At 65.2% G+C, this 13097-nt stretch carries 13 protein-coding genes; 9 read left to right on the top strand and 4 right to left on the bottom strand.

The window, feature by feature from the left end; translation table 11 throughout:
- Positions 1-120: 120 nt before the first annotated feature.
- From FA90_RS17075 to FA90_RS17085, 3 genes are all read left to right on the top strand, one after another.
- Complete coding sequence (locus FA90_RS17075) at positions 121-801, top strand: PepSY-associated TM helix domain-containing protein (protein WP_051971881.1); 681 nt, start codon at positions 121-123, stop codon at positions 799-801.
- Positions 802-900: 99 nt separating this feature from the next.
- On the top strand, positions 901-1371 hold the full coding sequence (bfr, locus tag FA90_RS17080) for a bacterioferritin (protein WP_036170637.1): 471 nt from the start codon (positions 901-903) through the stop codon (positions 1369-1371).
- A gap of 166 nt (positions 1372-1537) precedes the next feature.
- Complete coding sequence (locus FA90_RS17085; protein ID WP_036170638.1) at positions 1538-2254, top strand: flagellar brake protein; 717 nt, start codon at positions 1538-1540, stop codon at positions 2252-2254.
- 150 nt (positions 2255-2404) lie between these two features.
- Here the strand turns inward: FA90_RS17085 and FA90_RS17090 are convergent, their stop codons facing one another.
- Together FA90_RS17090 and FA90_RS17095 are read right to left on the bottom strand one after the other, a co-directional pair.
- Entirely contained in the window at positions 2405-3352 is a 948-nt protein-coding gene (locus tag FA90_RS17090; protein WP_036170639.1) for a PfkB family carbohydrate kinase, read from the bottom strand.
- A 15-nt stretch (positions 3353-3367) separates the two neighbouring features.
- On the bottom strand, positions 3368-3985 hold the full coding sequence (locus tag FA90_RS17095; RefSeq protein ID WP_036170640.1) for a glutathione S-transferase N-terminal domain-containing protein: 618 nt from the start codon (positions 3983-3985) through the stop codon (positions 3368-3370).
- A gap of 160 nt (positions 3986-4145) precedes the next feature.
- On the opposite strand from FA90_RS17095, the gene purB reads away from it, so the two are divergent.
- Positions 4146-5525: an adenylosuccinate lyase gene (purB, locus tag FA90_RS17100; protein ID WP_036170641.1), complete on the top strand. Its 1380-nt coding sequence runs from the start codon at positions 4146-4148 to the stop codon at positions 5523-5525.
- Positions 5526-5577: 52 nt separating this feature from the next.
- Here purB and FA90_RS17105 read toward each other — a convergent pair whose 3' ends face one another.
- Positions 5578-7527 (bottom strand): TonB-dependent siderophore receptor, encoded by a 1950-nt coding sequence (locus tag FA90_RS17105; RefSeq protein WP_239700791.1) that lies wholly within the window; start codon positions 7525-7527, stop codon positions 5578-5580.
- A 275-nt stretch (positions 7528-7802) separates the two neighbouring features.
- Between FA90_RS17105 and FA90_RS17110 the strand changes: the two genes are divergently transcribed.
- The 3 genes from FA90_RS17110 to FA90_RS17120 are packed head-to-tail and all read left to right on the top strand — an operon-like array spanning position 7803 to position 9535.
- The gene (locus FA90_RS17110) at positions 7803-8339 is read left to right on the top strand and encodes a cytochrome b (RefSeq protein WP_036170642.1); all 537 of its coding nucleotides are present in this window, start codon (positions 7803-7805) and stop codon (positions 8337-8339) included.
- A 9-nt stretch (positions 8340-8348) separates the two neighbouring features.
- Complete coding sequence (locus tag FA90_RS17115; RefSeq protein WP_036170644.1) at positions 8349-8903, top strand: YceI family protein; 555 nt, start codon at positions 8349-8351, stop codon at positions 8901-8903.
- A 59-nt stretch (positions 8904-8962) separates the two neighbouring features.
- Positions 8963-9535: a YceI family protein gene (locus tag FA90_RS17120; protein WP_036170646.1), complete on the top strand. Its 573-nt coding sequence runs from the start codon at positions 8963-8965 to the stop codon at positions 9533-9535.
- A 136-nt stretch (positions 9536-9671) separates the two neighbouring features.
- On the opposite strand, the gene FA90_RS26990 is transcribed toward FA90_RS17120, so the two are convergent.
- Positions 9672-11177 carry a hypothetical protein gene (locus FA90_RS26990; protein WP_036170649.1) on the bottom strand — a complete coding sequence of 502 codons (1506 nt, stop codon included), beginning with the start codon at positions 11175-11177 and terminating at the stop codon, positions 9672-9674.
- A gap of 265 nt (positions 11178-11442) precedes the next feature.
- Between FA90_RS26990 and FA90_RS17130 the strand changes: the two genes are divergently transcribed.
- Entirely contained in the window at positions 11443-11712 is a 270-nt protein-coding gene (locus FA90_RS17130; RefSeq protein ID WP_036170652.1) for a GlsB/YeaQ/YmgE family stress response membrane protein, read from the top strand.
- A gap of 65 nt (positions 11713-11777) precedes the next feature.
- A complete protein-coding gene (cls, locus tag FA90_RS17135) occupies positions 11778-13055 on the top strand; it encodes a cardiolipin synthase (RefSeq protein ID WP_036170656.1) in 1278 nt (425 codons plus the stop codon).
- Positions 13056-13097 lie beyond the last annotated feature (42 nt).

The raw sequence follows: 13097 nt of genomic DNA on the forward strand, positions 1-13097 counted from the left end.
CCGGAAACATGGCCTGTCGGGGAAGGTTTTCATTGCCTTGCACAATCGGACGCACACCCGACCGCATGCCGGCCGTCCTTGGTAGTATGTGGGTTCCGAAGCAGCCAAGTCTTCTGTCTTATGCCAGTCATCCCGTTCCGTCCACCCAAAGCGCCCTTCACGGTCCAGCCGCCGCCCGCCCCTTCGCGCCGCGCCATCGCGGTCAAGTGGCTGCGCAAGATGCATGGCTGGATCGGCCTCTGGGGCGCCGTGCTCGGGCTGCTGTTCGGCAGCACCGGCATCCTCCTGAACCACCGCGCCATCCTCAGGATTCCCGCCGCCCGGGCGCAGGAAAGCACGGTGCAGATTCCACTGCCGAGTCCGGCACCGACGACGCCCCAGGCGATGGCGCTCTGGCTCAAGCGCTCGCTCAGGCTCGAGCCCGAACCCGGGCGCGTGCGCGCGGAGCCGCCGCGCCCGGTCGCATGGGCCGACAAATCGCTGGTCCAGCCCGAGCGCTGGAGCGCCAGCTTCACTTCACCGTCGGGCAACGTCCAGGCCGAGTACTGGGTCGGCAATGGCTTCGTCACCGTCAAGCGCGCCGACAACAACTTATTCGCGACCATGACCAACCTGCACAAGGGCGTCGGGATGAGCACCGGCTGGGTGTTGCTGGTCGATACGCTGGCCGGTTCGATCATCCTGTTGTCGGTGTCGGGCGTGGTGCTGTGGGCGCTCACCAACCGGCGCCACACGGTCGGCATCGCGATCGGCGCGCTGTCGCTGCTGGCTGTCGGCGGGTTCGTATTGGCGGCAATCTGACACCTGCGCCAAGTTGTTGCGCGCCCGCGGCGGTGGCCATATCCGCGGCCGCGCCGGTTTGCTATGATGACATCGTCGCGTCATTACAAAAGGCAATCCATGAAGGGCGATCCCACCATCATCCGTCACTTGAACGCCCAGCTCACCAATGAGCTGACCGCGATCAACCAGTACTTCCTGCACGCGCGCATGTACCGGCACTGGGGGTTTTATCGGCTCGGCAAGAAGGAATACGACGAATCGATCGGTGAGATGAAACATGCGGACAAGTTGATCGACCGCATCCTGATGCTCGACGGCCTGCCCAACTTGCAGGCGCTGCACAAACTCCTGATCGGTGAATCGTCGCAGGAAATGCTGGAATGCGACCTCAAGCTCGAGCGCGGCGCCCAGGTCACGATCAAGGAAGGCATCGCCGCCTGCGAGGCCGCCCACGACTACGTCTCGCGCGACCTGCTGCTCGAGATCCTGGCGGACACCGAAGAACACATCGAATGGCTGGAAACCCAGCTCGACCTGATCGTCAAGGTCGGCCTGCAGAACTATTTGCAGACGCAAATGACCGAGTGATATCGAGGGCCGACGCGCGCGCGCCAGCGCCGGCCTGAACCGTTTTCTCCCCCTTCGCATTCATTACAGATTGAACAGGGGCGGAAATTGCGATTTTCACCATAGCGCATCGGTGATAGGATGCCGGGTTTTGACATGCGGCAACATCCGCTTCGACCGGATTCCTATGATCGGCGCTCCTGACCACGACATCACGCCTCGCGAATTCGCGTTCGAATCGCTCAATATGCAGGTTGGCGTACGCCTGCAACTGATGACGCATCGCCGCGTCAAGCCAGTGACCCATTTCTCGACCCTGATCGGCTACCTCAAGGACGAGTACATCATCCTCAAGATTCCGATGGAAAATGGCGTGCCGATCGGCCTGACCGAGGGCGAGCGCGTCACCATTCGCGTATTTTCGGGCGTCAACGTGTGCTCGTTTGCCTGCACGGTCGAGCGCGTGTTCGCGCGGCCGCTGTTCTACGTCCACCTGTCGTTCCCGACCTCGATCCAGGGCAACAGCCTGCGCGGCGCGATGCGCGTCAAGACCGATATCCCGGCGCGCGTGCGGAGCACGGCCCAGCCGGACGCGATCCCGATCGACTGCAAGCTGATGAATATCTCGGTGAGCGGCGCCCGCGTCGATTCGCCGGTCCAGCTGCCGCGCAGCGAGGAATTGATCAGCATGCAGTTCACGCTGGCGATGCCGGGCCTCGGCCAGGAAGCGCAGGTCGATACCCTGGCGATGATCCGCAATGTCAACATCGAAAAGTCGCCGGACGGCCAGGGCGAGATCCATGCCTATGGGGTGCAGTTCGTGGAGCTCGATCCGGTCCACTACACGCTGCTGCAGAATCTGACGTACGAGGCGCTGCTGGCCGACCGGATGAAGATCGTCTGACGCCCAACAAGCCATGGGCGGCATCGATGGCGTATTCAGTGGATCTCGCAAACAACAGCTGCTCGAGGCCACGCGATGATGAAACACATCGTCTTGTCGCAACAAGCGCCGGACCTTGAGACAGCCGGGCTGTTCCCGGCCCACCACGATTCAGGCGCCCTGCCAGCGGGCGGCCCACTTGTCGTAGAAATTGATATCGGCCGGCACCGCACCCGCCACCGCGCAGATCGCGCCGGCGAACTCGTTGGCGCGCGCCAGCGTCAAGGGCAAAGGCCAGCCGCGCAGGCGTCCGAGCAGGAAGATCGCCGAGAAGGCGTCGCCGGCGCCGACGGTGTCGATGACGAAGGGCGGCGCCGGGTTGTCGCGGTTGGCGAGCAGGCTGCCGTCGGCGCCGAAATACACCGAGCCGCGGTGGCCCAGCGTGACGATCAGCGCGTCCAGGGCGAAGCGCTCGATCAGCGTGCGGCAGGCCGCGTGTACTTCCTCGGTCGCCAGCGGCGCATCGTCCGGGCCGATCTGGACATACCACTGGAACAGCGCCTGCAATTCGGCTTCGTTGACCTTGACGATGTCGGCCGCCAGCAGCGAACGCGTGACGACGGCTTCGTCGGCCTGGCCGGGACGCAGGTTGAGGTCGAGGAAGCGTCGCGCCGACGTCGCCTCGAACAGCGCCGCCAGCGCCTGGCGCGAGCGTTCCTCACGCTGGGCCAGCGTGCCGAAATAGAGCGTGCCGGCGTCCTGGCCACCCAGGACCGCCAGGCTGGCCACCGCAGCGTGCGGATCGATGAAGTCGTAGGCCTGGCGCGGCAGGATCGTGAAGTGGTGGCCTTCGGGCTGGCCCGGGGCATTGCGTTCGACCACCACGCGCCCGGTCTCTTCCATCGGGTCGACCTGCAGGCCGGTCTCCACCATCACGAAGCGCTCGAATTCGGCGCGCACGGCCAGGCCGTTGCGGTCGTCGCCGATGCGCGTGATCATGAGGGGCGGCGCCATGAAGGCGGCCAGGTGGCGCGCCACGTTGAAGGGCGCGCCGCCCACCACTTGCCCGGTCGGGAATTCGTCGACCAGCGCCTCGCCGAACACGACCGTCGTCGTCATCGCGGCGGCCCCGTTTCAAGCGGGAATGAAGGGAACCGTGTCCTTGAACGACTGGCGTTCGGACAGCTTGTCGAACAGGCGCGCCAGGTTCGGATGGTCGGTGCGCCAATCGATGTCGGGGAAACGGAACGCCAGCCAGCCGAGCGCACAACCGACCGCGACGTCGGCCAGCGTGTAGTGGATGCCCATGCAGAACGGCTGCTCGCCGAGGTTGGTGCTCATCACGGCCAGGCCGGCGCGCACCTTGCCCAGCTGGCGATCCATCCAGGGTTGATGGCGCAATTCTTCCGGGCGCTGGGTGCGCTCGAGGTAAGCCGTCACGGCGGCGTCGAGCACGCCGTCGGCGAGCGCTTCCCATACCTTGACGTTGGCGCGGTCGCGGCTGTTGGCCGGCAGCAGCTTGCAGACCGGGGTCAGCGTGTCGAGGTATTCGGCGATCACGCGCGAGTCGTACATCGCGCTGCCGTCTTCCATCACCAGGCAGGGCACCTTGCCGAGCGGGTTGGACTCACCGATCCGGGTGTCGGCGGCCCAGACGTTTTCCAGCGCGAAGTCGTAGTCCAGCTTTTTTTCCGCGCACACCACGCGCACCTTGCGCACATAAGGACTGGTGTAGGAACCGATGAGTTTCATAAATGCTCAGATTAGGGGATTGGGCAACAGTATAGCATCGGCCTTCACGGCCTTGAGAGGGCCGGCAAGGCTGCAACGTCGTGCAAAATGAAACTTGACAAACCCGGGCTGGGCAGGGCCGCCGGTGGTAAAATCGGCGTTTTTGCACGGACCGCTTCCCATGACTTCTACCGCATCCTCATCGACCCTGTCGGCCCTGTCCCCGCTGGACGGCCGTTACGCCGCCAAGACCGACAAGCTGCGCCCGATCCTGTCGGAAGCCGGCTTCATGCACCACCGCGTCAAGGTCGAAATCGCCTGGCTGCAGGCGCTGGCGCAGGCCGGCTTCGCCGAACTCAAGCCGTTCTCGCCGGAGGCGTCCGCCCTGCTGGACAAGCTGGCCGCGGACTTCACCGAAAGCGATGCCGCCCGCATCAAGGAAATCGAAGCGGTCACCAACCACGACGTGAAAGCGGTCGAGTACTGGCTGAAAGAGAAGGTCAAGGACCTGCCGGAACTGGTCGCGGCCTCGGAGTTCATCCACTTCGCCTGCACCTCGGAAGACATCAACAACACCTCGCACGGCATGATGCTGAAAGCCGCGCGCGACGGCGTGCTGCTGCCGTCGCTGCAGAACATCATCGCCAGGCTGACCGAGATCGCGCACGTCAACGCCGAGCTGCCGATGCTGTCGCGTACCCACGGCCAGACCGCCAGCCCGACCACCCTGGGCAAAGAATTCGCCAACGTGGTCGCGCGCCTGCAGCGCGCCGCCCGCCGCATCGCCGACGTCGAAATCCTCGGCAAGATGAACGGCGCGGTCGGCAACTACAACGCGCACCTGTCGGCCTACCCGTCGTTCGACTGGCCGGCGTTCAGTAAGAACGTGATCGAGCAGCGCCTCGGCCTGGTCTTCAACCCGTACACCATCCAGATCGAGCCGCACGACTACATGGCCGAGCTGTTCGACGCGATCGCGCGCGCGAACACCATCCTGCTCGACCTGAACCGCGACATCTGGACCTACGTCTCGCTGGGCTACTTCAAGCAGAAGCTCAAGGCCGGCGAGATCGGTTCGTCGACCATGCCGCACAAGGTCAACCCGATCGACTTCGAAAACTCGGAAGGCAACCTGGGCCTGGCCAACGCCGTGCTGCGCCACATGGCCGACAAGCTGCCGGTCTCGCGCATGCAGCGCGACCTGACCGACTCGACGGTGCTGCGCAACATCGGCGTCGGCTTCGGCTATGCGCTGCTGGCCTACGACAGCTGCCTGCGCGGCCTGAACAAGCTGGAAGTGAACCCGCAGCGCCTGGAAGCCGACCTGGACGCCAACTGGGAAGTGCTGGCCGAGCCGGTGCAGACCGTGATGCGCCGCTACGGCATCGAGAATCCGTACGAACAGCTCAAGGAACTCACGCGCGGCAAGGGCATCACGCGCGACGCGCTGCAGCAGTTCATCAACACGCTGGCGATCCCGCAGGACGCGAAGGACCTGCTGCTGGCGATGACGCCGGCGAATTACACCGGCCTGGCGGCGCAGCTGGCCAAGGCGATCTGAGCGCAGATCGACGCATGAAAAAACCGGAGCGCGCTCCGGTTTTTTTACGTCCTCATTTCTGCCAGGTGAAGTTCACTCCCACGCTTCTCCCCGCTTCGCTGCGCACCGACGGCGCACCGTACTCGGCATGGCCGCCGTTCAGGTTGGCGCCGACGATCGCCACTTCCATCCCGCGCCCCAGGCGCCAGCCGAAGCGCGCGTCGAGCGCCGTGTAGGCCGGCACCTGGAAAACGCCGAGTGCGCCGACGCGGCGCAGCGCCAGTTCCAGCTCGCGCCGCTCGTCGAACACGTAGTTGGAACGCAGCTGGGCCGTGTAAGCCGGGTCGAGCCCGGCGATGGCCAGGCTGCCCACGTCCCGGCTGCCCGGCTTCAGGCTGAACACCTCGTGCAGGGCGGTCATGCCGGCCGAGACGCGCCAGGCATCGCTCATCTGGTAGCTGCCCCAGGCCTCGATGCCGCGCGCGCGTCCTTCCATCTGGTTGCCGAACACGATGCTGCGCCGGTCGCCATCGAACGTGACCTCCTGCGTGCGCAGATCGTCGTACAGATTGCGGAACACGGTCACCGAATAGGACAGTCCGCGTCCGACCTGGCCGCGATAGCCGGCTTCCAGCACGCGCGCGACTTCCGAGCGCACCTGGGGCCCGCCATTGAGCAGGTAAGGCGGCGCACTTGGGATGTGGACGTCGACGTCCAGGCGCGACGGCGCGCGCACGGTGCGCGACAAGCCGGCCCACAGCGCGTGCGCCGGATTGAGGCGCCAGGACAAGCGCAGGTTGGGCAGGAACTCGGCGCCGGTGTAGGGGTTGCGCTCCACGCGCGCGCCCGCGGTCAGGCGCAGGTTCTCGCGCAGCGCGATCTCGTCCTGGGCGAACAGGCTGGCCCAGGACTGGTCGACGTCGGCCGGCAGGAAGGCGACGTAGCGGCTGTTGCTGACGCTGTCCCAGCTGTAGCGGTACTCTGCGCCCCAGACCAGGCTGTGCGCGCCCAGGCGCGGCAGCGCATGCTGGAACTGGAGGTCGGCGATGTCCACCGAATCGGCAAACGTCGGCGGCGCCTTGCGGTAGCGGTGGTCGTAATAGGCCTGCAGCACCAGGCTGCCGCCGTCCGCCAGCGCATGCTCCCAGCGGCCGGTGAGGTTGGCGCCGCGGGTGTCGATGTCGTCGATGTAGGCGCTGGCGCCGGACGCCGAGATCTGGCCGGGCGCCGGCTGGCCCTGGCGGCCGCGATAGGCGTTGGCGTTGACGGACCAGCGCTCGGCGCCGCGCGTCCAGTCGCCGCGATAGCCGACCTGGGCCTGGTCCCAGTCGTCGTCGACCTGGCGGCCGCCGGCCTGCTCGCTGTGGTTCAGGCCGAAGGCCTTGCCGTAGATGCGCCAGGCGCCGTCGGCGCTGGCCTGCCCGTGGCGAAACGCCGCCTGGGCGCCGTCCTGTTCCGCGCGCAGCGTCACCAAATCGCCCTCGGTGTCGCGCGCGTGGCGCGTGGTGATGTTGATGACGCCGTCGACCGCGTTCACGCCCCACAGCGTGCCGCCCGGGCCGCTGACCACCTCGATGCGCTCGACGTCCTCCAGCATCACGTCCGGCTCGTCCCAGAACACGCCCGAGAACAGCGGCGAATACACCGAGCGCCCGTCGATCATCACCAGCAGCTTGTTGGCCGGGCTGTCGGCGGTGCCGTTCAGGCCGCGCGCCGAGATGGCGTAATTGTTGTTGGTGGCGCGCGCCACGTTCAGGTTGGGCGCCAGGCGCAGCGCCTCGGGCAGGCTGCGCGCGCCGGACCGGCGGATGTCGTCGGCGGTGATCACGAACACCGAAGCCGGCGCATCCTGCAGGCGTTCGGGACGGCGCGACACCGAGGTCACGTCGATGTTGGCCAGCTCCTCGATCGACAGGTCGGCGAAATCGCCGCCCTGCTGCTGCTGCGCGGCTTCGTTCGCGTGGACGGGAAAGGCCGCCAGCAGGCTCGCGCACAGCAGGGACAGCGATAGGGAAGGCGCCAAGCACGCCATAAGGTGGCCGGAAAGAATCCTGGTCATTGTTGTTCTAAGAAAACGCTAGTGTCGCGCTACACTCTTTTATAAATTATATAGCTCAACATTTTACCGTTGACACGACAGCCATGGCGCGCTGCTCGACCGTTGCGCATGTCACCGTTTTATCGAGTAAAACTCAGCCATTGTGCCACCAGCTGAACAATGTTATCCAATCGGATAGCTTCCTAAGCACGGATGGAACGTATAAAGTTCTGAAAATCAATACAGGACAGGAGGGCGTCATGCAGCGTTACACGAACACCGCCATCGCGCTTCACTGGCTGGTCGCGATCCTGATCGTCGGCGCCTTCTCGCTGGGCCTGTTCATGACCGATATTCCCGGCTTTTCGCCGGCCAAGCTGCGCTACTACGCCTGGCACAAATGGGCCGGCGTGACCGTGCTGCTGCTGGCCGCGGTGCGCCTGTTGTGGCGCCTGAAGAATCGTCCGCCCGATCTGTCGACCGACATGCCGCCTTGGCAGCGCCAGGCCGCCCACGCACTGCACAACGTGCTGTACGTGTTCATCTTCGCGGTGCCGCTGTCGGGCTATTTCTATACGCTGGCGGCGGGCTTTCCGGTGGTCTGGTTCGGCGTGGTGCAGCTGCCGGTCCTGATCGCCAAGAACCAGGCGCTGGCCGACACATTGAAACCGGTCCACTACTGGCTGAACATGGCAATGGCCGCCGTGGTCGCGCTGCACGTGCTGGCCGCCCTGAAGCACCACCTCGTCGATCGCGACGACACCCTGCGCCGCATGCTGCCCGGCCGTTCACGTTAAGGAGAGATCATGAAGTCGACCCGTACCGCCCTTGCAGTCCTTTTGTCCGGCACCGTCCTGGCGGCAGCCGCCGTCCCGCTCAAGACCGACGTCGCGCACAGCAGCGTCTCGGCCACCTTCAAGCAGATGAACGTGCCGGTCGAATCGAACTTCAAGCGCTTCAATGCCCAGGTCGACTACGATCCGGCGCACCCGGAAAACGCCTCGGCCAAGGTCGACATCGACACCGCCAGCTTCGACATGGGCCAGGCCGACTACAACAAGGAGATCGCCAAGAAGGAATGGTTCAATTCGGCCCAGTTCCCGAAGGCGAGCTTCGTGTCGTCCTCGATCAAGCCGGCCGGCGCCGGCAAACTGGCCGTCACCGGCAAGCTCACCATCAAGGGCAAGACCCAGGACGTGAGTTTCCCGCTCAGCGTCAAGGCGCAGGGCGCCCAGCAGGTCTTCGAGGGCCAGCTGCCGATCCATCGCCTGGCCTTCAACGTCGGCGAAGGCGAATGGAAGGACACCGGCATGGTTGCCGACGACATCATCATCAAGTTCCGCATCACCGCGGGACAGTAAGCGCAGTACGATTTCGCAGCACGATTTATTCATTCACCCACCCAAGAGGATCGAATCCAATGAAATTCAAGCACCTGACCATCGCCCTGCTGGCCGCCGCCGCAGCCACCTCCGCCTTCGCCGCCGACACCTACGCGATCGACCCGAGCCACACCTACCCGAGCTTCGAAGCCGACCACTTCGGCGGCCTGTCGGTCTGGCGCGGCAAGTTCACCAAGACCGAAGGCACCATCGTGCTGGACCGCGCCGCCAAGACCGGCACCGTCGACCTGACCATCGACCCGGCCAGCATCGACTTCGGCAACACCAAGCTGGACGAGCACGCCAAGGGCGCCGAGATGTTCGACGTCGCCAAGTTCCCGAACGCCGGCTACAAAGGCAAGATCGTGTTCAAGGGCGACACCCCGGCCAGCGTCGACGGCCAGCTGACCCTGCACGGCGTGACCAAGCCGGTCAAGCTGACCATCAACAAGTTCAAGTGCATGGTCAACCCGATGCTGAAGAAGGAAGTCTGCGGCGCCGATGCCTCGGCCACCTTCAAGCGCAGCGACTTCGGCGTGAGCTACGGCGAGAGCTACGGCTTCAACATGGACGTCAAGCTGGCGATCCAGGTCGAAGGCATCAAGCAGTAATCGCCTGCCATCCTCGCGCGCATGGGCGTAAGGTGCGCGAGGTAGGAAAAGAAAAAGCCTCGCGGCCTTGCGGCCCGAGGCTTTTTTCATGGCGGCGGCTCGACCGGCGCGTCGCCGATCGAGCGCGTGGCGCCGATTAATAATTGCTGCGGTTCAGGTCATTGCCCGGCACGTTGCCTTCGACGCGATTCCAGCCGGCGCGGGTGGCCTGCTTGGCCTGGTCCCACGACAGGCGCGACTGGCCCTTCACGCGATCCCACTCGCTGGCCATGTGCGGCTCGGCCAGGTCGTAGTTCGGGAAGCGGCGCGAGTTGTTGTAGCCCAGCGCATAGGCCGGCGAGTAATCGTCGTAGCTGAAGCCCGGCGTGTAGTACGGCTGGGTCTGGTAGTTGGCGCGCCAGTAGTTGTCTTCCTCGGTCGGGTTGACCAGGTGGCCTGCGCCCTTGCCCAGCATGCCGCCGGCGACACCGCCGATGGCCGCACCGGCGGCCATGCCGATCGGACCGCCGACTGCGCCCACGGCCGCACCGGCAGCCGCGCCGCCCGCTGCGCCGACGCCGCCGGCCAGGTTATGTTCCGCCAAGTGATCGTCGCGCTTCGGGTTGACCACTTCGGCCGAGCCCTTGCCGATCAGGTCGCCGGCGATGCCGCCCGCCACCGCACCCGCCACCGCGCCGATCGGACCACCCACGGCGCCGATCGAAGCACCGGCCAGCGCACCGGCGCTGGCGTCCACGCCTTGCGCCAGGTTGTGCTCGCCCAGGCGGTCGTCGGCTTTCGGGTTCACCACTTCGCCCGCGCCGCGGCCGGCGGTGCCGCCGGCCAGGCCGCCGATCACCGCGCCGGCGGCCATGCCGACCGGACCTGCGACCGCACCGGCAGCTGCACCAGCCGCTGCGCCGCCCATGGCGCCCACGCCCTTGGCCAGGTGGTGTTCGCCCAGGTCGTCGCCGGTTTTCGGGTTGACGACTTCACCGGCGCCCTTGCCGGCCAGGCCGCCTGCGATGCCGCCGATGGCTGCGCCAGCAACGGTGCCGATCGGGCCCACGGCCGAGCCGATGCCGGCGCCGATCGCTGCGCCGCCCAGGGCGCCGATGCCGGTGCCGATCACGTGGCTGCCGCCGTTATCGGTGAAAGCCTGGTGGATGTGCGGGACGTCTTCATCCGAACGTGGATTCACGCCCAGCAGGATGCCGCCCTGGTTGATGCCTTCTTCATAGTGCTTGACGCGCTCTTCCGGAATGCCGGCGCCGATCAGCGCACCGATCAGGCCACCGGTGATGCCGCCAGCGCCGGCGCCGGCCAGTGCGGCCGCCAGCGGACCTGCGACGATCAGGCCTGCGCCCGGAATCACCAGCGAGGTGCCGATCGCGGCCACGCCGGCCAGCACGGCGCCGATGGTGCCGCCGATGCCGGCGCCGGCTGCCGCGCCTTCGGCGGCCTTGCTGCCGAGTTCAGTCTCGGTGTCGCCGAACTGGGTCTTGCGGGTCGAATCCGACATCATCAGGTTGACGTCGTCCTTGCCGTAGCCGCGGGTCGAGATCGAGTTGTAGGCGCGTTCTGCGCTGGCGCGGTCCGGGAACAGGCCGGTGACCATACGGTTTTGATTGTTGTTCTGCTTGTCGGTATCGAACATGCTCATGATGGATCCTTTCGTTCAGGGTGATCTAAGGTGGCGAATCAATTGCTGCAATGTGAGCAACGATATGCCTGCCGATCAGTGCACATCTGTTCGTTGACGCACCCTGCTCAGGACATTCCTTTGTACAAAAGAACATGTTGGCAGATTGCGCGTCTAACGTTCGTTGCCGCACTGACCCGGGGTCGTCCGTACCACTAGACTTTGCCCATGGCCTCGGCAATCAATTGGCCTGAAGTATCGTTCCCAACCTTGAGGAGGACTCAACATGTTATTCATTATCTGGATCGTCGTCGGTGGTATTCTCGGCTGGCTTGCCAGCATGGTCATGAAAACGGACGCTGAACAAGGCATGATTCTTAATGTCGTGGTCGGTATCGTGGGCGCCTTCCTGGGCGGCTGGCTGCTGTCCCCGCTGTTTGGCTCCGGCACCATCAATGCCGACGACTTCAGCGTCTCGTCGCTGCTGGTCTCGTTCCTGGGCGCTGTGATCCTGCTGGCCATCGTGAACCTGCTGCGTCGCGGCCGCGTTCGCTAAGCATGTCGGGCACCCCTTAAAAACCAACGCTCTCCGGCGTTGGTTTTTTTACGTCCAAAATAATTATGCGCGTCAAAAGACCTACCCTAATTTTGCTCAGTTGTATTGTCACCGCGGTGGCGTGCCTGCTCGTGTTGAACTTTTCGCCGGGCGAGAAAAAGATCGACAACGAACTGACGCGCCAGTACAGCACCGAGGATCCGCAATTCCGCCGCTCGCTCGGCGTGCTGCTCGGCCCGCCCATCATCGAAGGCAACAAGGTCGACGCCCTGCTCAACGGCGACCAGATCTTCCCGGCCATGCTCGAGGCGATCCGCGGCGCGCAAAAGACCATCGATTTCGAAACCTACATCTACTGGAGCGGCAGCATCGGCCGCGAATTCACCCAGGCGCTGGCGGAACGCGCGCGCGCGGGCGTGCAGGTCAACCTGCTGCTCGACTGGATCGGCAGCATCAAGATCAGCGACAAGGAGCTCGACGAGATGCGCCGGGCCGGCGTGCAGGTGCACCGCTACCACAAGCCGGTCTGGTGGAAGCTGGCGCGCCTGAACAACCGCACCCACCGCAAGCTCCTGATCGTCGACGGCAAGATCGGCTTTACCGGCGGGGTCGGCATCGCCGACAAATGGGGCGGGCGCGCGCAGGACAAGGACCACTGGCGCGACAGCCACTTCCGCGTCGAAGGCCCGGTGGTCGGCCAGATGCAGGCCGTCTTCGTCGACAACTGGACCAAGGCCACCGGCCGCGTGCTCGACGGCGAAGCCTACTTCCCGGCCTTGAAACCGGTCGGCGACAGCCCGGCGCAGATGTTTTCCAGCTCGCCGACCGGCGGCAGCGAGAGCATGCACCTGATGTACCTGATGGCGATCACCGCGGCGCGGCGCACCATCCACCTGTCCAATTCCTATTTCGTGCCCGACGAGCTGGCGGTCAATGCCCTGGTCGCGGCGGCCAAGCGCGGGGTCGACGTGCGCATCGTCGTGCCGGGACCGGACATCGATTCGGACGTGGTGCGCGCCGCCTCGCGCGAGCGCTGGGGCGACCTGCTCAAGGCCGGCGTCAAGATCGCCGAATTCCAGCCGACGATGTTCCATGTGAAGTCGCTGGTGGTCGATTCGCTGCTGGTCTCGGTCGGCTCGACCAACTTCGACAACCGCTCCTTCATCCTCAACGATGAAGCCAACCTGAACGTGCTCGACCCGGCCTTCGCCAAGCAGCAGGAAGCGATCTTCGACGACGACTGGCGCCACGCCAAGCCGATGAACCTGCAGCAATGGGAGTCGCGCTCGATCGGCGAGAAGATCGGGGGCAAGATCGCGGATCTGCTCGGGCCGCAGTTGTAAACACGCTGCGGCAAAGGCCGCAAGCGTGTGCCTCGGATGATG

Origin of the sequence: Massilia sp. 9096 (assembly GCF_000745265.1) — a bacterium.
In the GTDB taxonomy this organism is placed as follows: domain Bacteria; phylum Pseudomonadota; class Gammaproteobacteria; order Burkholderiales; family Burkholderiaceae_D; genus Telluria.